The 26,223-nt window shown below is 45.0% G+C and carries 17 protein-coding genes; 6 read left to right on the plus strand and 11 right to left on the minus strand.

Annotated features, from left to right (window positions below; translation table 11 throughout):
• Positions 1 to 50: 50 nt before the first annotated feature.
• Complete coding sequence (locus HB679_RS17655) at positions 51 to 863, plus strand: SDR family oxidoreductase (RefSeq protein WP_214073338.1); 813 nt, start codon at positions 51 to 53, stop codon at positions 861 to 863.
• A gap of 60 nt (positions 864 to 923) precedes the next feature.
• Here the strand turns inward: HB679_RS17655 and HB679_RS17660 are convergent, their stop codons facing one another.
• The 5 genes from HB679_RS17660 to HB679_RS17680 form a co-directional block, all read right to left on the minus strand.
• Positions 924 to 1,766, minus strand: coding sequence for a phosphatidylinositol-specific phospholipase C/glycerophosphodiester phosphodiesterase family protein (locus HB679_RS17660; RefSeq protein ID WP_214073339.1), 843 nt, complete (start codon positions 1,764 to 1,766; stop codon positions 924 to 926).
• 203 nt (positions 1,767 to 1,969) lie between these two features.
• Positions 1,970 to 2,983: a recombinase RecA gene (gene recA, locus HB679_RS17665; RefSeq protein ID WP_214073340.1), complete on the minus strand. Its 1,014-nt coding sequence runs from the start codon at positions 2,981 to 2,983 to the stop codon at positions 1,970 to 1,972.
• A 107-nt stretch (positions 2,984 to 3,090) separates the two neighbouring features.
• Entirely contained in the window at positions 3,091 to 3,852 is a 762-nt protein-coding gene (gene nth / locus HB679_RS17670) for an endonuclease III (protein WP_214073341.1), read from the minus strand.
• A gap of 144 nt (positions 3,853 to 3,996) precedes the next feature.
• A complete protein-coding gene (locus HB679_RS17675) occupies positions 3,997 to 4,197 on the minus strand; it encodes a hypothetical protein (protein ID WP_214073342.1) in 201 nt (66 codons plus the stop codon).
• 344 nt (positions 4,198 to 4,541) lie between these two features.
• Positions 4,542 to 5,126 (minus strand): sigma-70 family RNA polymerase sigma factor, encoded by a 585-nt coding sequence (locus HB679_RS17680; protein ID WP_214073343.1) that lies wholly within the window; start codon positions 5,124 to 5,126, stop codon positions 4,542 to 4,544.
• A gap of 384 nt (positions 5,127 to 5,510) precedes the next feature.
• On the opposite strand from HB679_RS17680, the gene uvrA reads away from it, so the two are divergent.
• A complete protein-coding gene (gene uvrA, locus HB679_RS17685) occupies positions 5,511 to 8,333 on the plus strand; it encodes an excinuclease ABC subunit UvrA (protein ID WP_214073344.1) in 2,823 nt (940 codons plus the stop codon).
• Positions 8,334 to 8,429: 96 nt separating this feature from the next.
• On the opposite strand, the gene HB679_RS17690 is transcribed toward uvrA, so the two are convergent.
• Positions 8,430 to 8,783, minus strand: a complete 354-nt coding sequence (locus HB679_RS17690) for a VOC family protein (RefSeq protein WP_214073345.1) — start codon at positions 8,781 to 8,783, stop codon at positions 8,430 to 8,432.
• Positions 8,784 to 10,569: 1,786 nt separating this feature from the next.
• Between HB679_RS17690 and HB679_RS17695 the strand changes: the two genes are divergently transcribed.
• A complete protein-coding gene (locus HB679_RS17695) occupies positions 10,570 to 11,820 on the plus strand; it encodes a hypothetical protein (RefSeq protein ID WP_214073346.1) in 1,251 nt (416 codons plus the stop codon).
• A 252-nt stretch (positions 11,821 to 12,072) separates the two neighbouring features.
• Positions 12,073 to 13,602: a hypothetical protein gene (locus tag HB679_RS17700; protein ID WP_214073347.1), complete on the plus strand. Its 1,530-nt coding sequence runs from the start codon at positions 12,073 to 12,075 to the stop codon at positions 13,600 to 13,602.
• A gap of 907 nt (positions 13,603 to 14,509) precedes the next feature.
• Here the strand turns inward: HB679_RS17700 and HB679_RS17705 are convergent.
• Positions 14,510 to 15,640, minus strand: a complete 1,131-nt coding sequence (locus tag HB679_RS17705) for a TlpA disulfide reductase family protein (RefSeq protein ID WP_214073348.1) — start codon at positions 15,638 to 15,640, stop codon at positions 14,510 to 14,512.
• Positions 15,641 to 15,750: 110 nt separating this feature from the next.
• Positions 15,751 to 16,230: a cupin domain-containing protein gene (locus HB679_RS17710; RefSeq protein ID WP_214073349.1), complete on the minus strand. Its 480-nt coding sequence runs from the start codon at positions 16,228 to 16,230 to the stop codon at positions 15,751 to 15,753.
• Positions 16,231 to 16,959: 729 nt separating this feature from the next.
• Between HB679_RS17710 and HB679_RS17715 the strand changes: the two genes are divergently transcribed.
• The gene (locus HB679_RS17715; protein ID WP_214073350.1) at positions 16,960 to 19,224 is read left to right on the plus strand and encodes an aconitate hydratase; all 2,265 of its coding nucleotides are present in this window, start codon (positions 16,960 to 16,962) and stop codon (positions 19,222 to 19,224) included.
• Between the two features lie 206 nt (positions 19,225 to 19,430).
• Here the strand turns inward: HB679_RS17715 and HB679_RS17720 are convergent, their stop codons facing one another.
• The 3 genes from HB679_RS17720 to HB679_RS17730 form a co-directional block, all read right to left on the minus strand.
• A complete protein-coding gene (locus HB679_RS17720; RefSeq protein ID WP_214073351.1) occupies positions 19,431 to 21,065 on the minus strand; it encodes an ABC transporter substrate-binding protein in 1,635 nt (544 codons plus the stop codon).
• A gap of 65 nt (positions 21,066 to 21,130) precedes the next feature.
• Positions 21,131 to 21,898 carry a GLPGLI family protein gene (locus tag HB679_RS17725; protein WP_214073352.1) on the minus strand — a complete coding sequence of 256 codons (768 nt, stop codon included), beginning with the start codon at positions 21,896 to 21,898 and terminating at the stop codon, positions 21,131 to 21,133.
• Positions 21,895 to 24,639, minus strand: coding sequence for an outer membrane beta-barrel protein (locus HB679_RS17730; RefSeq protein ID WP_214073353.1), 2,745 nt, complete (start codon positions 24,637 to 24,639; stop codon positions 21,895 to 21,897). The genes HB679_RS17725 and HB679_RS17730 overlap by 4 nt, the downstream gene beginning before the upstream one ends.
• Before the next feature lie 413 nt (positions 24,640 to 25,052).
• Here HB679_RS17730 and HB679_RS17735 point away from each other — a divergent pair, with 413 nt between their 5' ends.
• A complete protein-coding gene (locus tag HB679_RS17735; protein WP_214073354.1) occupies positions 25,053 to 26,189 on the plus strand; it encodes a hypothetical protein in 1,137 nt (378 codons plus the stop codon).
• The last annotated feature ends 34 nt before the right edge of the window (positions 26,190 to 26,223 follow it).

Genomic DNA, 26,223 nt, shown 5'->3' on the forward strand with positions numbered 1-26,223 from the left:
TGTAATTCAATAATTACCTACATTTGCCCACATTATAAACAAAAAACAACATGGGTTATAATTTATTAAAAGGCAAAAAAGGAATAATTTTTGGCGCATTAGACGAGAATTCTATCGCCTGGAAGACTGCGCAGCACTGCCACGCTGAGGGCGCCGAAATTGTGTTAACTAACGCTCCGATAGCTTTACGCATGGGCGCAATCAATAAACTGGCCGAAGAAATTAATGCTCCGGTTATCCCTGCCGACGTTACCGTTACTGCCGATATTGAAAACCTGTTCGCAAAATCTGTTGAACACTTTGGGGGGCCGGTTGATTTTGTGCTGCACTCCATTGGTATGAGTATCAATGTACGCAAAGCCATCCCTTATTACGAAAACAACTACGAATTCACCCATAAAGGATTTGATATATCTGCATTAAGCTTGCACCGCGTATTGCAAACAGCCATGAAAATGGATGCCATTGCCGAGTGGGGTTCTGTTGTAGCGTTAACTTACATTGCTGCACAACGCGTGTTCCCTGATTATAACGACATGAGCGATAACAAAGCGGTGTTAGAAAGCATTGCCCGTAACTTTGGTTACTACTATGGTACCAAAAAGAAAGTGCGTATCAATACGGTATCGCAATCGCCAACGCGTACCACTGCTGGTTCGGGCGTTAAAGGTTTTGATGGCTTTATCAACTATGCCGAGAAAATGAGTCCGCTGGGAAATGCTGATGCAGATCAATGTGCAGATTACCTGGTTACCTTATTCTCAGATCTTACTAAAATGGTTACCATGCAAAATCTTTTCCATGACGGCGGCTTCTCTTTCACCGGAGTAACCCAGGCTGTTATTGAGCAGATGGAGAAATAATATTTGACGATTATTGTTAGCAGAAAGGCTATCCCCTTTTGGAGGATAGCCTTTTCGTATTTAATCGGCTTTGGCGTAAACGGGTTTGTTTGCCAGTAAGAAGTCTTTAAGCTGCACCAGTCTGTCGGTATTGATTAAATCGACACCGCAATTCAGCAGTTCCTGCCAAACGCCCATGTTTTCTGGCGAGGCCCACAGTCTTACACGTTTGCCAAGGCGGTGGCATTTTTCTACATAAGCCGAAAGTAGATTTTTCTCGACATCCGGCATTTGGCCATAACCATCCCAACTTAATAGTTTGTTGTATTTACAGCTCGCCATCATAAAAACGCCGCTATTAATCGTGTCGCGTGCTGCGGCGCGTAAATCTTCATCAATAAAAGCCAGTCGGTTATTTTCTGTAGTGATGCTTTTGAAGGGCTTATTACCCGACAATACAACCGTAATTTGTTTATAATAAACTTTGCCATCTTGATACCGTGTTAATATGGAACTATATTTTTCAAGTAGAACTTTCAATGCCGCATAAGTTTGCTCTGCGTCGGTCTTGATGTCTATCATCAACGTAAGCGGATGCTCATAGCCTGAATAAATACGGCCATGGTTTTGGTTGATCTTATCCAACAAGGGTTTTAAGTAGAGAGCTTCGAGCGTATGACCTTGTTTAAAATAAGGATTGATATGCGCTACGATCAAACTGCCATTGTTCAGGAATATATCTGCTTCGACATTATTATAGCCATTATCTAAAGCATCAAATAAGGGGCGTTTGTGCGAATAATCGTTATGTGCAAATGCGTTGGGCAGTGGAATTAATTGGCAGCGAGAGGAAAAGGGGGCAGCAAGTAGTAAAACAAAAATGGTTGTTTTTAGTAATCTGAGCTTAAATGTCGTGGTAGGCATTTTAAGTAGTATTGCTAAATTTCTTATTACAAATGTAGCTTACTGATATGATCCTAAATTGAAAATTGCGTTAACAATTGGTTAAATTACAATGAGTTAATGTTAACAAAATGATATTGTTGAATGGATAAACAAAAAATCCCCTCCGGGTAGCGGAGAGGATTTATATCATAAAAGATTATCTGTTTTTCGTAGACTGGAAACTATTCAGTTTCTACAGGCAATTTATCGCCCGTAACTACTTCTTTAATCTTAACCTCCAATTCATCCATCAGTTCAGGGTTATCCAATATCAATTGTTTAACCGCATCACGGCCCTGTCCTAAGCGGGTATCGCCATAGCTAAACCATGAGCCTGCTTTTTTGATGATGTTATGCTCAACACCCAGGTCAATGATCTCGCCTGCTTTTGAAATACCCTCGCCAAACATAATATCGAATTCGGCTATACGGAATGGCGGAGCCACTTTGTTTTTAACGATCTTAACCTTAACACGGTTGCCAGATACTTCGTCGGTATCTTTAATTTGAGAGATCCGGCGAACGTCTAGACGTACTGAAGCATAAAACTTTAACGCGTTACCACCTGTAGTAGTTTCAGGGTTACCAAACATTACGCCGATCTTGTCGCGCAATTGGTTAATAAAGATGCAACAGCATCCGGTTTTAGAAATAGTACCGGTTAGCTTACGTAATGCCTGCGACATTAAACGTGCATGCAAACCCATTTTTGAGTCGCCCATTTCGCCTTCAATCTCAGCCTTTGGCACTAAAGCCGCAACCGAGTCAATAACCAAAATATCAATAGCGCCCGAGCGGATCAGATTATCTGCAATCTCTAAAGCTTGCTCGCCATTGTCTGGCTGTGATATTAAAAGATTTTCAACGTCAACACCTAATTTCTTAGCATAAAAACGGTCGAAAGCATGTTCTGCATCAATGAAAGCAGCAATGCCGCCTTTCTTTTGTGCTTCGGCAATGGCATGAATAGCCAAAGTAGTTTTACCTGACGATTCAGGACCGTAGATCTCAATTACACGGCCTTTAGGCAAACCACCAACACCCAGTGCGATGTCTAAACCTAATGATCCGGTTGAAATAACTTCGGTAGCCTCAATTACGTTGTCGCCCAACTTCATGATGGTACCTTTTCCGTATGATTTCTCCAGCTTATCCAGTGTAAGCTGCAATGCTTTTAATTTATCTGCGTTGCTCATCTTTTAATAATATCTTTAGCAAATATAAAAACTATTTTTAATAATGCTAATTATTTTAGTAATTATTTTTTATTAACTATTAAACTTAATCAACCTATTCAAACCAATCAACTATTGTTATCAACACTACGTTTCTTTAACTCTTTACTGAGCTTATCTATCGATTTTTTTAGTTTCACATCTTTGGTTTTTTTGAGTTTCAAAGCTTCTGCTTTCTTTAACGCCGTTTCAGTATGGGTGCGCTCATAGTATCTGCAAAACCAGGTCAACGGACAGATCTCGCATTTTGGGCTACGCGCCACACAAATGTATCGCCCATGTAATATCAGCCAATGATGTGCTATGGCCAGGGTATTTTGCGGTAGATATTTAACCAGTTGTTTCTCTACAGCCAGCGGGGTGCGTGCATTAGTTGTTAAACCAATACGATCTGCAACTCTAAACACGTGCGTATCTACCGCGATAGCCGGCGCATCATAAACTACCGAGGCGATTACATTAGCAGTTTTGCGACCCACGCCGGGTAGTTTTTGCAGTTGGTCGATATCCGATGGAACTACGCTGCCAAAATCAGCGGTAAGCATTTTAGCCATGCCTACCAGGTGCTTAGCTTTATTGTTAGGATAACTTACGCTGCGTATATAAGTAAATACTTCATCAGCATCAGAAGCCGCCAACGCCTGAGCATCCGGGAAATGTTTGAACAGGGCAGGAGTAACTTGGTTAATCCGTTTGTCGGTACACTGCGCCGAGAGGATAACAGCCACCAGCAATTCGTACGGATTGGTATAATGCAATTCGGTTTCGGCCTGCGGCTGATGTTTGGAAAAGTATTCTAAAAAATGGCGATAGCGTTCTGAGCGTTGCATGGCGATTACTGACCATCAAAAGTAAAAATTATGCCGGTGAGTTTGGCGTTCGGATATCGATATCCCCCAAAAACTTATAAACAAAAAATCCCGAGCAGAATTAGGATTCTCTCAGGATTAAAGGCTCTTTTCGACGCTTAACAACTAACGTGTACTTTTTGAATAATCAAGAATGTAGTGAATAGTCTGAAGTTTCGGCCGCTTTTGCATTAACTCCAAATCATTTCGTAATGAATGATAGAACATCATTTCATCACCTTCAAGATTTTCTTGTACATTTTCTTTTTTCACTTCGTTGTTGTTGTTGTGGTTAGCAAATGCATTTAAAGTAAAGGTTTCACCCATAAGCTTTGGTCTGTTTAATCAGTTTATATGTTGTATAACGTACACTTAATTTCATTTATTTTACGTACATGAAAATTAAATGAAATTTTTCTTTTTGATAGATAGTTTAGCTTAGTATTTAATTAAATCTATCAATTTTTCTCCTTTTACTAACTCTAAGTTAAGTTTTTAGTCTCGTTCTAAAGAGGCAGATGAAATACTTAAACGCAGATGAACTTATAATATTGGAGCAGGGATCAAAAAAAATCCTTAAAATGGATTTTTAAATTTAGCGCACAAAAAAAGAGGCCATCTTTCCCGGGAGCATGGGAAAGAGCGGCCCCTTAAAATCACACTTAATTATTTTAATTTTTTAAACTCAGTTCTTTGGTTTGCATCATTTTGCGCAGGTTGTTTAATGCGTAACGCATACGGCCCAGGGCGGTGTTAATGCTTACATCGGTAATGTCCGCAATTTCTTTAAAGCTCATATCGCCAAAGTGGCGCATAATTAATACTTCCTTCTGTTCAGACGGTAATAATTGTATGAGTGTTTTTAGATCTTTGTGAGTTTGTTCACGTACCATGCGGTCCTCAGTACTTTCGTCGTAGTTGCCAAGTACCTCAAAAATATCGAAGTCGTCGCCGTTACTCACCATAGGCGCACGCTTTTCGCGGCGGAAATGGTCGATGACCAGGTTGTGTGCAATACGGGTTACCCAGGGTAAGAATTTGCCTTCTTCGTTATATTTACCGGCTCTGAGTGTATTAATAACTTTAATAAACGCGTCCTGGAAAATATCCTCGGCAAGGTATTCGTCCTTTACTAATAAATAAATAGAAGTGTAGATTTTGGTTTGATAACGGCGAATTAGCTCCACTAATCCCCTTTCGTCGCCGCCAATGTACAGATGGATTAGATCCTGATCACTTTGCAATTGAAAATCCATATAAAGCCTTTACTTTAACTTAGTTTGATAAAATTGTTAAGTATAGCTCTAATCGATATAAATTTCCTTTTAGGGGTGAATAAAATTGTTACATCAAATAAAACAATTTTCATCGTAAAAAGCAAATAATTTTTTTCTGTCATAATATTTTTTGCATCGCAATGTTATTTGGATACTGCTAAATATTTTAGGATTTTTGCACTTTCAAAGAAATCGACTCAATTGTTGGCTATGCTCTATTAGACTGATACTTTTTGAAAAGGTTTAACACAAAGATTGTTAATAGTTTATAGTTCATGGTTTATAGTTTGTTTGGCATAATAATAGGTGCCATTTAACTAATGAAACTATTGCCTATGAACCATTAACCATGAACAATAACGAATGAACGAAGCAGATAAAGATCCTAAAAAACATATCATCATCAAAGGCAGCCGGGTGCATAACCTCAAGAACCTGGATGTGGCCATCCCTAAGAATAAACTGGTTGTAATTACCGGAATGTCGGGTTCGGGCAAATCGTCCCTGGCTTTTGATACTTTGTATGCCGAGGGTCAGCGCCGCTACGTAGAGAGCCTTTCGGCCTATGCGCGGCAGTTTTTGGGCAGGATGAACAAGCCTGATGTCGATTATATAAAAGGCATCGCGCCAGCTATTGCTATCGAGCAGAAAGTTATTACCTCAAATCCACGGTCTACTGTAGGTACGTCTACCGAGATCTATGATTACCTGAAGTTGCTGTTTTCGCGTATTGGCAAAACCATTTCGCCGGTATCTGGCGGGGTGGTGAAGAAGGATTCTGTTACCGATGTCATCAATTTTATTATGACTTTGGCCGACGACAGTCAGGCCACCATACTTTGCCCCCTGCATCCGCACAATAACCGCAGCCTGAAAGAAGAACTGGCAGTACTGATGCAAAAAGGCTTTGTGAGGGTAGAGTACGACGGCAAGGTATCGCGCATTGAAGCTTTACTGGAGGATGAAACCATAGCCGACCAGGGCCTGATCAACGAGCACGGGCTCAAGATCGTCATAGACCGGGTAACTAAAGATAATACTGACGAAACCTTGAGCCGCCTGGGCGACTCCATACAAACTGCTTTCTTTGAAGGCAAAGGCGATTGCTTTGTATATTATCAGGAGCCTGATGGTGAAGAACACCAACGTTTCTTTTGCGACCGCTTTGAGCTGGACGGTATCCGTTTCGAGGAGCCTACGCCAAACTTCTTTAGCTTTAATAACCCTTATGGGGCTTGTAAACGCTGCGAGGGCTATGGCAAGGTGATTGGTATTGATGAGGACCTGGTTATCCCCGACAAAAGCAAAACCGTGTATGAGGGCGCTATTGCCCCATGGCGCGGCGAAAAGATGCGCGAATGGAACGATGTGCTGGTAAAGAATTCTTTAAAGTTCGACTTCCCCATCCATCGCCAGTATAACCAGCTGACTGAAGAGCAGCAACGCCTGCTGTGGACGGGTAACAAGTACTTCCGTGGCCTTGACGAGTTCTTTAAGGAGATGGAGGCGCAAACCTACAAGATCCAATACCGTGTTATGCTATCCCGCTACCGCGGTAAAACTACCTGCCCCGATTGTAAAGGCAGTCGCTTACGTCATGACGCTACGTTTGTAAAGATAGAAGGCAAGTCGATAACCGACATTGTGCTGATGGCTTTGGATAAGGCACAGGTGTTCTTTGAGACCCTAAAACTTAACGAAACCGATACCAAAGTAGGCAAGCGTCTGCTCACCGAGATCACCAATCGACTGGTGTTTTTGAATGATGTGGGTTTGAGTTATCTGACCTTGAACCGTTTGTCGAACACCCTATCAGGTGGCGAGTCGCAGCGGATCAACCTGGCGACCTCTTTGGGGAGTAGTTTGGTGGGATCGATCTATGTGTTGGACGAACCAAGCATCGGCCTGCACCCGCGCGATACCCAGCGTTTGATCACCGTATTGAAATCGCTGCGCGATGTGGGTAATACGGTGTTGGTGGTTGAGCACGAGGAAGAGATCATGAAGGCTGCCGACCATATCATCGACATTGGCCCTGCGGCCGGTACCCACGGCGGCGAGCTGATCTTCAGCGGCGATTACGCAGCCATTATCAAAGACGACAACAGCTTGACCGGCAGATACCTGAGCGGTAAAGAAGAGATAGCCATACCGGCCCAGCGCCGTAAATGGAACGATTTTATAGAGATCAAGGGTGCGCGCGAGAACAACCTGCAGCACGTTAACGCCAAGTTCCCACTAGGGGTATTTACGGCCGTTACGGGTGTGTCAGGCTCGGGTAAAACCAGTTTGGTTAAACGCATTTTGGCGCCTGCCTTGCAAAAGACATTAGGCAACTACAACGGCGAGCAAACCGGCAGCTACGATGCCATTGAGGGCGACTACAGCAAGATAGAACAGGTTGAGCTTGTCGACCAGAACCCGATAGGCCGTTCATCGCGCTCTAACCCGGTTACTTATGTGAAGGCCTGGGACGAGATCCGCAACCTGTATGCGGCACGCCCGGCAGCTAAAGCGGCGGGACTGAAACCATCGGCCTTCTCCTTTAATGTGGAAGGTGGCCGTTGCGATGTTTGCCAGGGCGAGGGCGAGGTGAAGATTGAGATGCAGTTTATGGCCGACATCTTCCTAACCTGCGAAACCTGCGGCGGCAAGCGCTTCAAACAGCACATTCTGGATATCACCTACGAAGACAAGAACGTGGCCGACGTACTGGCCATGACCATTGAAGACGCGCTGGAGTTCTTTGCCTCAGAACCCAAGATCATTGCCAGGATCAGACCTTTGTTTGACGTAGGTTTGGGCTATGTGCAGCTGGGGCAATCGTCAAACACCCTTTCGGGTGGCGAGGCGCAGCGGATCAAGCTGGCATCGTTCCTGGTGAAGGGTAACAACCCACACAAAACGCTGTTCATCTTTGACGAACCTACCACCGGCCTGCACTTTGCCGATATCAAGAAGCTCCTCAAGTCGTTCGACGCCCTGTTGGAGCATGGCAACACCATCATCGTGATAGAGCATAACATGGACGTCATCAAGTGTGCCGACTGGGTAATAGACATCGGCCCCGAAGGTGGCGACCGCGGCGGCAAAGTAGTATTCGAGGGCCTGCCCGAAGATCTGATCAAAGTTAAAGACAGCTATACCGGCGCGTTCTTAGCAGAACGATTTGGGGTAAAGCGCTAACCCAATCTGTCATTGCGAGCGTAGCGTGGCAATCGCAAGGATGCAATGTTCGCGATTGCCACGCTCGTTCCTCGCTCGCAATGACAAAAACCAGTATTACTGGTGCAAGCTAATCCTGTTCCCATCCGGGTCCTGCACGCTGGCGAAGAGGCCCCAGGGCGTTTTGTCGGGTTTGCTGATATCAATGCCTTTAGCATGCAGTTCGGCAACGTCGCGGTGTATGTCGTCGGTTTTAATCACCAGTCCGTCAATGCAGCCCGGCGGCATAGCGTCAAACCAGGTTACCAGGGTAATGCTGGGCACCTGCGCACCCGGTAAACCCATTTGCACCCATAGCGCGTCGCCCTGAAAAGGCGCTTCAACCATCACTTCAAAGCCCAGCTCCATATAAAACTGCTTGGCCCGCTGCTGGTCTGTAACCGGGATGGAGATAATTTCGATTGATTTCATAATGTATGTTTGTTGTTTGGCGACGCTAATTTAGTGATTGGCACTAACAGATAGCAGACCGGTTTTTAAGATTTGTTGTTAAACCTAATGGCAGCGTTTAGCAACCCTGTTTTGTTTCACGCATATATGCAACAAATGAAACAGTGAAACAAGAATTTTATATAAATTATTGATTAATAGAGCTTTAATAAAAACAAGTGAAACAAAATGAAACACAATTTATGACGTTTAAGTCATTTTTTGTTTCACGGTGAAACAGGGCGGAGGCATCTGTTTCACAACCTTTCTGAAAACATCAATAATTTAACGACAGCCCTATTTGTAATTAAGTCAGAAAGACTATTCGATTTTAAAGGATGTGAAAGTTATTTTTACGATTTTATTGCGTTAGCAAAGCGCTACAATCAAAGTGAAGTGTCAAGCTACTATATACAAATTAGTAAGCATCTACTTTCGGTTTTAAAGCCTTATCAAACTAATCATTACAAAGCTATTAAACAAGAGTTAAGAAGTCTGGGCAGTCCTACAAGCTAACTTCTGAGAAGTAATTTATAGTTTCTTAAGTGAGGCACGGGTGTCGCGTATGTCAACAGCCCAGTCTGGCGCAAACGTCCGCTTGTGACTTGCATAGATTGCTTCGTTAGTCATAAAGAGGTGGTGGTGAGAACACGCGCTGGTTTACTTTGCACACGGAGATGCTGAAACAAGTTCAGCATGACGGTAACACTAAATGATAGCGTCCAACCCGTCAGACGGAGAGCTTCGGGCGAAATCGGGTAAAACGATGTTGGGCGGTGCGGCTGCAGGGGTGTTAGGAATGTTGCCTGAAGCTTCGGCCTAAGTGCGACAACCGGCGGCAACAGGCCCCCTCCCCAGGTTTTACCTGATTTGCGGGGGAAAGGCCACAGCGCGCAAAGAAGCCTTCCGTATGACTTGATTTTTTGGTCCTTTTTCATCAAGGAAAAAGGATTAGGCCTTAGCGGCCATGAGCGCTATAAAAGCGACGAGGTAGGCCGTTCAAGTTCGCGATTGCCACGCTAGCGCTCGCAATGACAGCATGATGAGTGCTACAACGCGTTCCGGAGATTATTGATGGTTAATAGTTTTTAAAGGTATCAATGAGCTCCCTACGGTCGGTCGTCGCGCTCGTACCTCGCTCATAATGACGGGATGGGGAGGGATGTTGGGCGCGACGCTGCAAACTGTCCATCTATTTTTTCATACACCACTCTTTTTCGGACGGACAAACTCTTCTTGCGTTAGGGATTGAAATGGATACCGTCCGCCTAAAGGCGGATAAGGCCTTGAAGGCGTATGAATGGAAAGCCCGGCCCGCTTCTACCAGCGGGAACGCCCTTTGTGTCGCCGCACCGCTTATCACTATGGAGATCGTCACGCTATCACTCACAATTAACAGCTTACAAATACAATATCAAATTTGTCATCCTGAGCGGATGCGAAGGATCTTGTATAAGCGACAAGCAAAGCGTATAAGATCCTTCGCTATGCTCAGGATGACAAAAAAGGAGAAATCCTGTCCACCCGTCCATTTCTGTCCTAACCTCACAGCGGACGGGCGAAACCAACCCATCCCTAAAAACGTAATAAGCTTTAGCCGCCGAGAAAATTTGGGGCGCGGCTGCCACAGTTGCGGGCCAGGCGTTATAGCGGTAGTCGGGCAAGTTGTAAGAAGTTTTACCTGTAAAACTCCTAAAATCGTGAAACGGGCATACTTGTTGTTTATGGAACCATAACGAATAGGATATAGCATAGAATTTAATTGGTGATGAAGAATTTGTATATTTTTTTATGTGTGCTGTGTGTGGGTGTGTTGGGCTGCAGGAAAGAAACCACGCCGGGAAGCAATGGTACAGATGAGTTAATATCCATTACGTTTACTACGCCGGGTGTAACGGCTACTATAGATCAGTCGGCCGGTACGGTTAAAGTTACTATCCCACCGGGTACGGACCCTACCCAACTGGTGCCGGTTGTAAAAGCAGCCGGTAACGCCAGTGCTACCCTGCCTGCAGGCACTGCGCTTGATTTTAGTATCGCTCAGCAATTTACTATCACTGCTGCCGATGGTACCAGCAAGACCTATACCTATACGCCTACACTGCCGGTAGCATCGGTAAAAGACAAGCCGACTGCGCCGCTTGCTCTGGGTATTTATTATGCCTGGCCAAGTGCGGTTAATGGCAGTAATGGCGACATTAATAAAGCCATTGCGGTATTTGCACAATTTGATATCCTGGTGTTTGGCGACCAGATCTGGAGAACAACCCACGGCGACTACGCTAACGCCAAACAGATCATAGCCGGGCTAAAGGCTGCCAAGCCAACCATTAAAATATATGGCTATATAGACATGGGCATTACCACCCAAAACCTGAGCGTGGCCGATATTACCGCCGCTGTTGACGGCTGGCAGGCTATGGGTGTAACGGGGGTGTTTGGCCATAACTTCGGGTCCGACTTTCAGGTTACCCGCGCCAGGCAGAACCAGCTGATAGATTATGCGCATAGTAAATCATTATCGGTATTTGCTAACGCCTATAACCCGGCCGACGCACTGGGCGGCACAGATTGCCATTTGGGTGCCGGCGATTATTACCTGCTGGAGCATTTGCTGGTAGGGCCAACGGCTTATAATACACTGGCTGATTTTAAATCGCGCGGCGACCATGCTTATTATTACATGAAGACGCTGCATATCGGTGTCGCCACTACGGCAACGGTACCGTCGCTTGACGAAACTTCAGCTAATTCCGACCAGTTTTTAATGGGTTGGTACGGCACTGCCATGTATAATTTCGACGCTTATCAGTTTTCCGACAGCAACTATTCAAGCACCTCGAGCCAGCTAAATTATTATGCTGCGCCGATAAGCAATTACGGCACCAGGTGGAAACAAACCGACTGGATAAACCAAACAGCTACCAACAGTTTCAGCCGCTCGACAGATACTTATACGCTGACTATAACCGGCGACGGAGCTACTACGGGTACCGGTACTGCTGCCAAGCTTAACTAGTTGTCTGCCTGCCAATCTTGTCCTGCCCCTCCCGTGGGGAGGGAAACGCACGGGGCTTGGCTTTTGCCGGTCGCGCGGTTGACACACCCCTGCCCCTTTCAGGAGGGGAACCCTGCGCACTTATCATCAAATTAATTCATTAATAATATTGCATATCCGCACATCTACACATCCGCACATTTTCCCGATAAATTGATATCTTTAGTTCAAATTAACTGAACTCTTTCAAAAATTAATCTCTGATCATTAAACATGAAATTTATCTATTCAACCCTGGTGCTCACCATGTTTGGCACTTGTTTGTTTGCGCAGGCAAAGCGCAGTGTGTCTGTAATTGTAAAAGACTCGACCGTTGAAAAAAGGGACACCGTGCCCGACAAACCCGTTGTTACTTCTCATAGTGTAACTGTCGATGGTAAAACAGTTACCTACAAGGCTACCACCGGCTACATGCCCATGCGCGATAAGGACGAAAAGCTGATTGCCAAAATATTTTACGTAGCCTATACAGCTACCAATGCGCCTCAAAGCAAAGAAAAACGACCGGTAACTTTTGTGTTTAACGGCGGCCCCGGGTCGGCCTCTATATGGCTGCACATGGGTGGCATATCGCCGGTGCATGTAAAGTATGCTAACGATAAAGGCGATGCCCCGGCAGCACCTTACGAATATGGCGAAAACCCGCATACCTGGCTGGCCTTTACCGACCTGGTGTTTATAGACCCAATATCAACCGGTTACAGCAGGGCCTATAAGGGTGTCGATGTAAATCAGTTTCATGGTTATAACGAAGACCTGGCATCGGTTGGCGATTTCATCAGGCTGTATATCACCAAAAATGAGCGCTGGGGAAGCCCTAAATTTATAGCCGGCGAAAGCTACGGTACTACCCGCGCGGCGGGCTTGTCGGGTTATTTGGCAGAGCGTTATAATATTTATTTAAACGGCATTACGCTGATCTCGTCCGTACTGAATTTCCAGCTGATTGATTTTAAGAATGGTAATGATATGCCCTATATCTATTTTTTACCAACTTACGCCAACACAGCAGCTTATTACCATCAATTAAGTGCCGATTTGGAGAGCCTTTCGCCGGCAGATCTGACTAAAAAATCAGAGATCTTTGCCAATGGCACCTACTCGCGGTTTTTGAGCCTGGGCGATCAGGCCCCGGCTGCATTGACCAACCTGGTGGTAGACTCGTTAAATTATTTTACCGGCATCTCGAAAGACTATATAAAACGCGCTAACGAGCGTATTACAGATTCGCGTTTTTTTAAAGAAGTACTGCGCAACGAAGGCAAGATAGTGGGCCGCTACGATAGCCGCTTTAGCGGTGAGGATGCCGATGATGCCGGCGAAACGCCAACTTACGACCCAAGCGATGCCAACCTGAGCGGCCTGTTTGTAGGCGCTTTTAATGCTTATGTACGCAAGGATTTGAATTACCGCAACGACATACCTTATGAGGCATTAACCAGCGTTTGGCCATGGAGCTATAAAAACACACAAAATGCTTACCTGGATGTATCCGAAACGTTGCGTAGTGCCATGACATCAAACCCGCACCTTAAAGTGAATATGGTTTGTGGTTATTATGACCTGGCTACCCCCGTTTACAACGCCGAATATGTGATTAGCCACATGGGTTTGCGCCCAGACCTGCGCGGTAACATTGTAACCAACTATTACAAAGCCGGCCACATGGTATACGTAAGTAAAGAAACAGACGAAAAACTAAAAAATGATGCCGAGGTGTTTTACCAGAACGCGCTAAAATAAACTATCACCCCAAGCCTTACGGAGTTTCTCAAGCTTCGTAAGGCTTGTTTTGCTACAGACGGCACTAATAACATCAAGTTGCCAAATAATCATGGCGTTGCCCCGCCGATAGAAGCGGACCCCGCGCTTTCCACTCATACTGCTCGAGGCATTAGGCGCGATGGCCGGTATCCGTTGCAATCGCTAACGCGGGGGAAGTGCAAGGCACACCCGTTAATGTAAGACCGGCAAAGCCAACAACAAAAAAGCCCGAAAGGCAGCATCTTACAATGCTTTCTTTCGGGCTTTTAAATTTCTGAAACTCTTTACAATTTTCCGAACAATTCTTCCACCAAGCTGGCGCAAGTATGCGGCGTAGGCTAAAAGAATGGCGTACTTGTGCCTACACCACCATGTCAGATAATAAAGCCTCGAAGCTGGCGCGAGTATGCAGCGCAGGCCACCGCCCAGCGTACTCTTGACTTCACAAATTAGCTTAGCATGTGTAGAGATTATTGATTATTTAATTGTTTTTTAAAGGAATCAATGAGCTCGCTAGCGCTCGGTTGTCTTCGTTCCTCGCAATGACGCGATGGCTAGAGATTGTCACGCTCGTACCTCGCTCACAATGACGTGGTGGATTAAAATTCGCGATTGCCACGCTGGCGCTCGCAATGACAGATTGTAAATACACGATCCGGAGATTGTCACGCTCGTACCTCGCTCACAATGACGTGGTGGATTAAAATTCGCGATTGCCACGCTGGCGCTTGCTATGAGAGATTATCAATACGAGCGGCTAGAGATTGTCACGCTCGTACCTCGCTCACAATGACGGATCGGTTAATGATCAACAAAAAAGCCCGGAAGAAAGGTATACAAATACTTTCTTCCGGGCTTTTCTGTTTTCTCGATTTTCTGTCTGCTTCTACAGCTTGCCGAACAATTCTTCCAGCTTATTATCCAAATCTTCGCCGCGAAGGTTTTTGGCGATGATCTTGCCGTTAGGGTCAAGCAAAAAGTTTTGAGGTATGGCGCGAACAGCATATAGCTGGGCAGCTTCGTTTTTCCAATATTTAAGGTCGGATATTTCGGTCCAGGTAAGGCCATCTTTTTGAATAGCAGCTTCCCATTTGGCTTTGGCTCCGGGTTGATCTAACGATACGCCAAGGATCGTAAATTTCTGGCCTTTATAGCGATCGTAAGCTTTAACTACGTTAGGGTTTTCGGCACGACAAGGCCCGCACCATGATGCCCAAAAATCAACCAAAACATACTTACCCTTGAATGATGACAGGCTAACCATATTGCCGGCAGTATCGGCCTGGGCAAACTCCGGCGCGGTGGCGCCAATGGCAACGCTCTTTAATTTGGGCAGCATTTCGGCAAAGTTTTTAGCGCTGGGGCTTGCCTTAACTTTGGGACTCAGGCCGTCATATAACGATGCCAGCTCGGGGTAATCAGAACTGTAGGCCATGTTTTGCAGTAGGTCGGCGTCAAGGTATGAGTCGGGGTTTTCTTTGATGAATTTTCCATTTGCCTGCTTTATTTTCAAGCTGATATCCTTTTGGGCATTTTTAACTTCTTTTTGAAATGCCTCAGAGTTTCTGTCGTCTACGGTGAGCGATGCCGCTTTTTGGTTGAAAGCATCATAGCTATGATAAATAGCATCAAGCGAGGCTTTGTATTTTGTTTGTTCGTCGTTGGTTTTGGTGCCTGTAACTTTTGCCGACCTGATTGCGTTGTCGCCGGTTACAGTAATGGTCCCCGGTTCCAGGAAAATTTGCTGGTAATCTTTATAAGAAGCGCCGGTGCCTTGTTGATTAAGCATCAGGTAACCCGACACCAGGGCGTCGGCATCGGTTAGCCCGCTCAATTGAAATTTGCCTTCTTTTACCTCCGAAGAATCATTAACGGTTGTATTACCAAGCGTATAGCGTAGGTATACTTTAGCCGGCGCATTTAATTTACCGATGGACCCTTCTATTGAAAATTTATTTCCTTGTGCAAAAACAAATACGGGCAAACCGGCAAGAGCCAATAAAATCATCTTTTTCATATGCATTAGGTTTAGTGAACTATAAAATTATAAATATTGTTGGTGAGTTGCAAATGTACTTTTTTGTCATCCTGAGCATAGCTCAGGGTGACAGGAAGTTTAAATAATCATTATTGTCTGCACAACCTCTTCAACAATTTGCGGTGCTGTGGGTAGGTGGCAAGCATGTCTGCGCATTTGGCCATTTCAAATTCGGCAAAGTCAAAACCGGGGGCTACGGCGCAGCTTACCAGGGTAAAGCCGTTATAGGTGGGCAGCTCGGCCGCAAACCAGGTGTTGCATGGTATGACGGCTTGAAGGTTGCCGGAGGGCAGGTCGCTTAGTTCAATGAGGCTGTATTGGCCTTTGTCTGCAATTACATGGATATGCAACGCCACGCCGGTATGAAAATACCATAACTCGTCAGACGCCAGCCGGTGAAAGCCGGAGAAGTCGCCCGCCTCCAGCAGGTAATAGATAGAGGTACAGGCTTGCCTCACTTGGGTTGCGCCCTCACGCAATACGCAATTTGCTGAGCGAAATACTTCTTTGTAATAGCCGCCCTCGGGGTGGGGTTGCAGATTAAGGTGGTCTATCCAGTTTCTTGCCATGCAGCCAAGATAGTGATTATTAGCGTTGTTGAGACTCATTCTAATCGGTTATCTGCGTTGATTGTGCTTTGTTAGTGCTTGAAAACTAGTTGATTATGTTGGGCAGGATGGTCGTTTCTCCTGTTTGTCCGCTTGTCCTTTTGATCCTGGCAATTTAGCGAACGGACAAACTGCGTTAGCGATAGGAGCGGATACCGGCCAAGCGCCTAATGCCTGAAGCCGTATAAGCGGATAGCGCGGTCCGCCTAAAGGCGGAAACGCCCTTATTTTGAATATCGAACAATGAATGTTGAATATCCAACGTCGAAGTATTTCATGATTCATCATTCAGAATTCGGTGTTCGATATTTTTGTCTTCAAATAATCCAGTCAAATAATCTCTACCTGTCGCTTGGCTAAACCCCTCCCTTCCCCTCCCGTGGGGAGGGAATCGCGCAGGGCCGGGGCTTTTGCTGGTCGCCTCGTTAACACACCCCTGCAGCAGCACTGTCTCATCGCGCCCCCTCTCAAGAGGGGAAATTTAATTCTCAAATTCTCAAATCAAAGAATCTGCATATTTGCACATCCGCACATTCAACTTAGAACATTTCCAAATAAGATTGTGACATTACAGCACTTCGGTTTAATTGTTATATTTTGTAAATTCGCCGCACACCTATCTGAACGGGGGAGAGAAGCCCGCCGCAAATAGGGTAATACGTTTATACCTGCTTACTTAAATATAGAAAAATGGCTTTTGATTTAGACATGATCAAAAAGGTTTACGATCGCTACAGCACCCGTGTGGCTGCTGCACGTACCGCGACCGGTAAACACCTGACTTTAACTGAAAAAATATTATACGCTCACCTGAGCGAAGGCGATGCTAAGCAAGCCTTTGGCCGTGGTGTTGACTATGTTGATTTTGCACCAGACCGCGTGGCCATGCAGGATGCTACCGCGCAAATGGCGCTTTTGCAGTTTATGCAAGCGGGCCGCCCGCAGGTTGCTGTGCCTTCTACGGTACATTGCGATCACCTGATCCAGGCTAAAATTGGTGCCGATGCGGATTTGAGTACGGCTAAAGATGTAAATAAAGAGGTTTATGATTTCCTGGCATCGGTAAGTGATAAGTACGGCATTGGTTTCTGGAAACCGGGTGCAGGTATTATTCACCAGGTTGTTTTGGAGAACTATGCTTTCCCGGGTGGTATGATGATTGGTACCGATAGCCACACGCCAAATGCAGGTGGTTTAGGTATGGTTGCTATTGGTGTTGGCGGTGCCGATGCCTGCGACGTAATGGCCGGCCTGCCATGGGAGCTAAAATTCCCGAAACTGATTGGTGTGAAACTGACCGGTAAACTGTCTGGCTGGACATCGGCTAAAGACGTGATCTTGAAAGTTGCCGGGATACTAACCGTTAAAGGTGGTACCGGTGCTATTGTTGAATATTTTGGCGAAGGTGCTGAATCTTTAAGTGCTACCGGTAAAGGTACCATTTGTAACATGGGTGCCGAGATTGGTGCTACCACATCTGTATTTGGTTACGACAGCAAGAGCGAAACTTACCTGCGCGGTACTGAGCGCGGCGAGATTGCCGATGCTGCTAACGCGATAAAAGAACATTTAACCGGCGACCCTGAGGTTTACGCCAACCCTGAGCAATATTTTGACCAGGTGATTGAGATTAACCTGAGTGAGCTGGAACCACATATTAACGGTCCGTTTACGCCGGATTTGGCCTGGCCGCTATCAAAATTTGCGACTGCGGTTAGAGAGAACGGCTGGCCTGAAGTTTTAGAAGTTGGCCTGATTGGTTCTTGTACCAACTCGTCTTACGAGGACATTACCCGTTCGGCATCGATAGCTAAACAGGCTATCGACAAAGGTTTAAAAACTAAGGCTGAATTTACCATTACCCCGGGCAGCGAGTTGGTTCGATACACAGTAGATCGTGATGGTTATTTAGATACTTTCGATAAAATGGGTGGTGTGGTATTGGCTAATGCTTGCGGCCCATGTATTGGCCAGTGGGCGCGTCATACTGACGATCCTACCCGTCGTAACTCTATCATTACCTCCTTCAACCGTAACTTTGCAAAACGCCAGGACGGTAACCCTAATACACACGCTTTCGTAGCATCGCCAGAAATTGTGACGGCTTTAGCTATCGCTGGTGATTTAACCTTTAACCCGGTTACAGATTACCTGACCAACGAAAAAGGCGAAAAAGTAAAACTGGACGAACCACTGGGCCTTGAAATGCCAATTAAAGGTTACGCGGTTGAAGATGCCGGTTACCAGGCACCAGCCGAGGACGGAAGCCAGGTAGTAGTTAAGGTTGATCCTAATTCATCTCGTCTGCAATTGCTTGATCCGTTTAAGCCTTGGGAGGGTACCGATATTACCGGTTTGAAATTGTTGATCAAAGCTAAAGGTAAATGTACTACCGACCATATCTCTATGGCTGGCCCGTGGTTGAAATTCCGTGGTCACCTGGATAACATCAGCAACAATATGCTGATTGGCGCTATTAACTATTTCAACGGCTTAGCCGACACGGTTAAAAACGAACTAACCGGCGAATACGGCCCCGTACCTGCTACCCAACGCGATTACAAAGCGCATGGCATTGGCAGTATCGTTGTCGGCGACGAGAACTATGGTGAAGGTTCATCACGCGAGCATGCGGCAATGGAGCCACGTCACTTAGGCGTACGTGCTATATTGGTGAAATCTTTCGCCCGGATCCACGAAACCAACCTGAAAAAACAAGGTATGCTGGGCATTACTTTTGCCGACAGCAACGATTACGATAAAATTCAAGAAGACGATAAGATCGATATCACCGGTTTAACCACTTTTGCCCCGGGCAAACAGTTAACCGTTGTATTGCATCACCATGATGGTACTACCGAGTCTTTCCCGGTTAACCATACTTATAATGCTCAGCAAATTGAGTGGTTTAAAGCCGGTGGCGCTTTGAATATCATTCGTAAGCAAATGGTTTAATTTTATTTCGGATGTCGGATTTTCGATATCGGAATTGATATAATTAGAAAGGCCTTTCCTATTGGAGAGGCCTTTTTTGTATACCTGTCATTGCGAGCGCAGCGTGGCAATCGCACGCGTTTAGCTTTTCTCCTTGCGATTGCCACGCTGCGCTCGCAATGACATACAGATTTGCTTGTTCGCCAGAGACGCAATATTTTGCTTCTCTACAATTTTCGCACCCGCTTTAGCGTCAATAAATTTTGCGCATTCAAACTATAGCCTGATATGTTATTTTGATACAGGTTTACCCGCTTATCATAATACAATATCACCACCGGGGCGTTGTCCATTATAATCTGGTCCATCTGTTGGTATATCGCATATCGCTCGGCATCACTCTTTACATTATAAGCCTGCTCAAACAGTTTGTCGAAAGCAGGATTGCTGAACCCGGTGTAATTGGGCCCGAAAGGGATCTTATTTTTAGAGTAAAACAGCGACAGGTAATTTTCGGCGTCGGGGTAGTCGGCTATCCAGGTGCCATAAAAAAAGTTGATGTTGTTTTTGGCTACCATTTCGCGCAGGCTGGCGCCTTGGGTAACTTCTATTTTGGTTTTAATACCGGCACGCTCCAGTTCGCCCTGGATGTATTCAATCAGGTTGTGGTAGGCTACGGTAGTGGTTAATGTAATGGGCGGCAGGTTTTTTCCTTCGGGATATCCGGCTTCTTTCAGCAGTTGGCACACCTTATCGGGATTATAACTGTAGCCCTTTAAATTAGCATCAAAGCCCGGCATGCCTTTGGGCACAAAGCCCTGGTCGCCGGGAGTGCTCAGGCTATTACGCAGGTATTTTACCAGTTTGCGCTTGTCGATAGCATAGTTGATGGCCTGCCTGATTTTGAGGATGCGCAGTGGCGAATGCTTAACAATCGGCAGCGTCGTATCCACCAGCATCCCCAGGTACATGGTATTCAAATAAGGCCCGGTGCTTAATATAAATTTGCCTTTGTATTTGCTGGTGATCTGCCCTGACTTGGTGAGGATATCATCGCGGTAGCTGCCGTCGATATCATTGAAAAAATCGAGCTTTTTCTTAATAAACTCCATGAACGACGTTTGCTTGTCGTCAATAAAAGTACCACGGATAGCATCAAGGTATGGTAACTGCCGGCCCTTGTTATCTTTCTCCCAATACTTTGGGTTTTTAAGCAGCACCAATACCTCGCCTTCTTTCCAATATTTAAACCTGAAGGGGCCGGTACCAACCGGGTGATCGCGAAAATCTTTACCATAAAAATCAACCACCTCATGCGGTACTACCGAGCAATACTGTGCCGTAAGCATGCTGATGAAAGGCGCGAAAGGCTGCTTTAAGGTAATACGAAAGGTAGTATCGTTTAAAGCCTGAAAAGCCTGTTTACCGGTAATCTTATCGCTAAAGATCCAGGAGCCGGATGAGGCTACTTTTGGGTCAATCAACCTACTGAAGCTATATGCAAAATCGGCAGCTATAACTTTGCGCCCCACACCATTTTTAAACTGCGGATCGTCCTGGAAGGTTACATCATTGCGCAGATGGAAGGTGTATAGCTTACCATCGGCAGAGATGTCCCAGCTTTTGGCAATACAAGCCGATGTTTTCAAGCTGTCGTCAATCTGCACCAGGCCGTTGTAGAGCTGGTTGTCCATCCAGATGGTATTGTGGTTGCGGCAAAAAGCGGGATCGAGCGAGGTTAAGCCTTCGTCCAGGTTAATATTAAATACAGTTTTGTTTTTATTGGGGTCGGATGAATTGCAGGCAGACAAGATCGCGCAGAGCAAAAATAAAATACATAAGCGGCCTGGCGGTTTATTCATTAAGGCTAAAATACTCAATAAAGCGATTGTTGAATATTTTAGCCGGTTGATATGACAAAATGATGTTATAACGAAAAGCCCCTGATAAAGTAGCGCCCCACTTCGCCCCAGCGGCTTTGGGCATCTACCAATGCCTTGTGCATCTGTTCATAGTTTACCACGGTACCTTTTTTTGGTGGCACCAGTTTCTTTTCGTCGGCAGCAACGGTGCTTACTTTGGTGGCCACCCAGCTTACGTGCTCATGCGGCAGCGAAAGTTTCAGAATCATGCCGGGCAGCCCGGTAAATGACTCCGGTCCGCTGGATACGTGGATATCTTCGGCGTAAAAAGCTACCACATAAATGGAGTCTAAAACCAGGCCATTGGCACGTCGGCAGTTGTAACCGGCAACGGTTTGGGTTTCGTCTGTGATCTTCCATTTTATTTTGCGCAGGGTGTCTTTGATTAGGTAGGTACGCTCGTAGAACTCTTTCTGCGTGGTAGTAGTGCCGTGGGTAAAGTCGTTATAAACCGTATTCAGTTGTTCGGCAATAGGGGCGTCATACATCCACTCAATTGATTTGCCGGGTATGGGTGTAAACAACGAGCTGTTGGCATTAAATATAAGCGTGCTGTTATAGGTTAAAAATTGCGGCCTGCTTTTTAAATATTCCTCATAATAACCTTTATTACTGGCATCATCACGGGTGGCTTTATTTTTCATGATGGCAAACATGTTTTGCGTTTTCTCAAACTCAATAGTGCCGCCGGTTATAAATTGTTTACCCTGCGCAAGCACTAAACCGCTATGAAGCGCAAAAAGAAAAAGGATAGTTTTTACAAAGTTTTTCATAACGATGATGGTGTTTGAGTTTGAGCCGATTTGCCAAATTTGCTAAAGTCCCACGTAACAGAGAACAGGAAGAACCGCCTGATCACCATGTCGCGAGACTCGGTATAATTATCAGATGTGCCACTGCGGCTATAGCCCGTGTTTTGGTTTAGTAAATCATTACCGGTAAGGGTGATCTTCAGATTTTCTTCTTTCAGGAAAGTTTTGCCGAAATAAGCTTTTAACAAGAAACGGCTAAAGGCAGTAGGGAATACCTGGTTTGGCGCAGTGTAGTTGTAATTGCCATCGCTACCTATAAAAAAGTTAAACAGCAATCTTGTATACAATTTATAGTTCACTTCATAGCCTTTTGAGTTATTGGCAGCCGTTAACAGATTTGCTGCAGTTTGGCTGATGCTACCCGCAACATCTACGCTGTACGAGTAATTGGGTTTGCTGTAACGTATTCCCCAATTAAGCCTGTAATTGGTGTTATGATTTATACTTAATTTATTATTGACAAAATTGTAACTGTTGTTTCCGGATATACTAACATCCGGATCAAACAAAACCCCCGAGTTTTTGGGGTGCCCATACATCTCTAACGAAACCTGCCAATCGGCGGGATGCTTTGCTGAAAGATTTGAATATTGATAGGTGTTTACCCCTGCCGAATCCGTCATCCGGTTACTGACAATGGCATTGGTGTAAAAATTATAATGAGCTCTTAAGTTCAGACCCTGATCATTAATGGCCTGGTACACCCGGTAAAAAAAGTTAAACGAGTTTGAAAACGCCGGCTTGAGCAGCGGGTTACCAATGGTGATGTTCAGCAAGTCGCTATTTTGGCGCAACGGTTGTATCTGATAAAATGAGGGTGTCTGGGTTTGCCCGTTATACCAAAAATAAATGGTAGCTGCTTTAGAGAACCGGTAAAAGACATCGGCCTGCGGGTTAAAATTGGTGTATTTACGCGTAAGCACGGTATCAAATATATTGTCGGTTTGTGTTTGGTGCATACCGCCCAGGTGGTTACTGAAGGCAAACCTGATTTTCTCAGAAATATATCTGAGCGACATGTAGTAATTGTAGTTTGCATTTATGGTGGTATAGTCGTTACTATACAGCAAATCAGGTACATCGTAAGCACCGGAAGCCGATTTATTGAATGATCGCTCATTATTCCGGCTCTGATTGTTTGAGAAATTCATACCAAAACTTAACGATAACTGTTTGGCAAGTGGCTCCGTGTACAGAAAATTACCATATAGGTTTCTGCTGTAAGAAGTTGATGGCTTGTATTGATCTGTCTTAGTGGTGCTATCTAACTTGCCATTATCATCGTAATAATTTAAGTCTGACTTAAGATAAGCTTCAGATTGTGAATGACTAAGGTAAACATCGGCATACATAGAAAAGGTGCGGCCGGGCTTTTTAAAGCGCCGGTGATAGTCGGCAGTAAATTCGCCGCTCCGAAAGTTATAGTCGCTGGTTCTGTGAGTGGCGTTATTATTAAGCAATACACCATTACCCCTGGTCGTGGTGGTATTGTTGTCTGACTTTGATGAAGCGTTTGAGGTAGCATCGGAGGTTGAGATTTCCAGTGTTGATAACGAGTCCAGTTTCGTATTAAAATCGGCAGAAAGATCTTGCCTGAAATTATGCGATTGCGAGTTGCTGTTGCTGTTGGTTGTGTTAAAACCATCAGGTAAAGTAATCTTTGACACCGAGTTACCCTGGCGGTCGACGTTCAATTCGCCCAGTTTATAAGTGGCATTTAGCGACTGCTTGTCTTTGTTCCATCTACCGTCATAATGCCCGCCACCGTCGCGGGCAACAGGTATGCCTACACCGTCAAAACCATAGTCGCCAAAACCGCCGCCGTATTTATCATTATCGCCGCCGCCCAAACCTGCGCTGCCGGTGTTTGCGGTATTGCCGTAAACAGCTATTTTCTCCTTCGGCGAAAACTTATTAGCCATAATTTGCCCGGCGTAACGTTTATCGGTGCCTGCTCCTGCATCGGCTTTGCCAAATATGCCGCGCTTTTTATCTTCACGCAGTACCACATTTATGGTTTTTACTTTTTGACCATCGTCCATGCCACTTTTTTTGGCCTGCTCGGTTTTATCGTCATATACCTGGATCTTTGATACCATATCGGCACGCACATTTTTGGTTATCAGCGCCGGGTCATCACCAAAAAACTCCTCGCCATCAACCAAAAACTTTTGTACCTGCTCACCCTGGAAAAGTATTACGCCACTTTGATTAATGCGCATGCCGGGCAACAACCTTAGCAAATCTTCAACCTTGGCGTTTTTTTGTGTGGCGTAAGCCGCAGCGTTAAATTCGGTAGTATCGCCTTTTAGTTTTATAGCTACTACCTTGGCTTTGATAATAACATCATGCAGCATTTTAGATTTTAAGGTCATAGCTATATTGCCAAAGTCTTTCTGTGGATTTGCTGCGTCTAAAGAAAAGCCGGCGGTATAGTCTACAAAATCGGGATAGGTAACCAGCAGCAAAAATTTACCGGCCGGCAGGTTGGTTAGGTTGAAGTTACCTTTGCTGGTATAAGTGAATTTTTGAAGGACGGAGTCTTTCTCGCTTAATACCGTCACGGTAGCGCCGTCAAGCGGCACTTTTGCGGCGGTATCAATAACAGCTCCTTTAACCACGTAGGCAGGTTTATTTTGTGCAGACGCGGTAAAGACACAACAACAGCAATAAACAGCAAGTATTGCGAATAGGTTTCTCATAAGGTTAGTTTGGTGACAGCAATATACAACTATGTTTTTAGTTGATAAATAACGGTTAAATTATTTGCCATAATCATCATCGTGTTATCGTTGAGGTTGTTTAAAGTTTGGTTGATATTTATTGTTTTACGCCTTGTAAACTGCCGTAAAAACGAATGGTTACAACTATTGACTAATTTTTAGCGTAGCGAGTTCTAGGCATCAGCATTAAACAGACGCGTAGATATATAAAATAGCAGTTGTTAATGACGTGTCCTTATTTTTAATAATTTCTAACGTATAAGTCAGTGTATTAACTGCTTAATTTGTTGTAAATGAGCTAGAAGCTTGCTAACTTTAATAACCCTAAGGTTACGTTACCGGCAAGCAGCGGTGATGGACTAAAATTATCTGCCTAAACAAATTTTACCTATATGAAAATTTTATCATCAATAATGGTGGCAACCATGCTTTTTTGTGGTTACACCAATGCACAGGTCCACGTTTATCAAACGATGAGACATTTTGACGTTATTGGCAAAGACAGTGTTCAGTTATCATTTAACGAGAATTTTGAGTTGACGCCGGATAACTGCGGTCAGTCAACCCGCTACGCACACATTAATACACGACTGAACAGGTTTGTGGGGCAATTTAAAGATGTAAGCCGTCTTGATCCAGCCATTGTAATGGCCGAAGGAGCCTACAATGCCCGGGGCGAAAAACAAGGGCCGTTTGTAACCCGTTATGTTAACGGGCAGCTACAGGCTAAAGGCGATTTTGTTAATGACAATTTTGATGGCAAATGGCAGCTGTATTATGATAATGGAAAGCCTGAGCTGTTTTTTGAGGCACATGGTACAGACGTCACAATCACCGACTATTGGGATTTGAAAGGGAAGAAACTGGTTGATAATGGCAAAGGAAAATATATCGTCACCTCACATCATATAGCCTGGGAGGGACGTTTATTGAACGGCAAGCCTGACGGGACATGGCATTCTTACCCAACTAACGACGCTTCGAAGACCACGCTGGAAACCGAAAAATATAAAGCCGGTGTTTTTGAGAAAGGTGAATCATCCAAAGGGAAATATACTTCGCCGCGCTTGGCCCTGGTAAATACAGATCTACTGCCATTTGTAGCGGCCGAAAAATTAATTATTTCGCCGGGCGGGTGCAATCCTACACCCAATAGTACGGGCGTACAATATGCAGGAAGCTGGGACAGCTATGAACGCACGCTGAATTATATTGTAGGGGATGCTTTAAAACGTTTTGACCTGAGTCGCGAAAGCTTAGAACTTCATATCAATGGCGAAGTAGACGAGCAGGGCCTGTTAACTGACCTGACAAGTTATAGTGCTTATAACCCACAATTGGCCAATGCTATCATCAGCACGCTTAAATCTGCACCGCGATTAATACCTGCCACAAAGGATGGCCGTAAAGTACGTCAACAGATCAGGTTTAACTTTACCTTTGGCCAGGGTAGATATAATTACAATTACCAGTTTGGCGACCTGGTAGACAGATCTACCGCTACTACTGCAAGCGCTAAAGCTAAATAAGAAAAGCCCGGCTTATCATCTAAGCCGGGCTTTT

The organism is Mucilaginibacter sp. dw_454 (assembly GCF_018449775.1).
Classification (GTDB): Bacteria; Bacteroidota; Bacteroidia; order Sphingobacteriales; family Sphingobacteriaceae; genus Mucilaginibacter.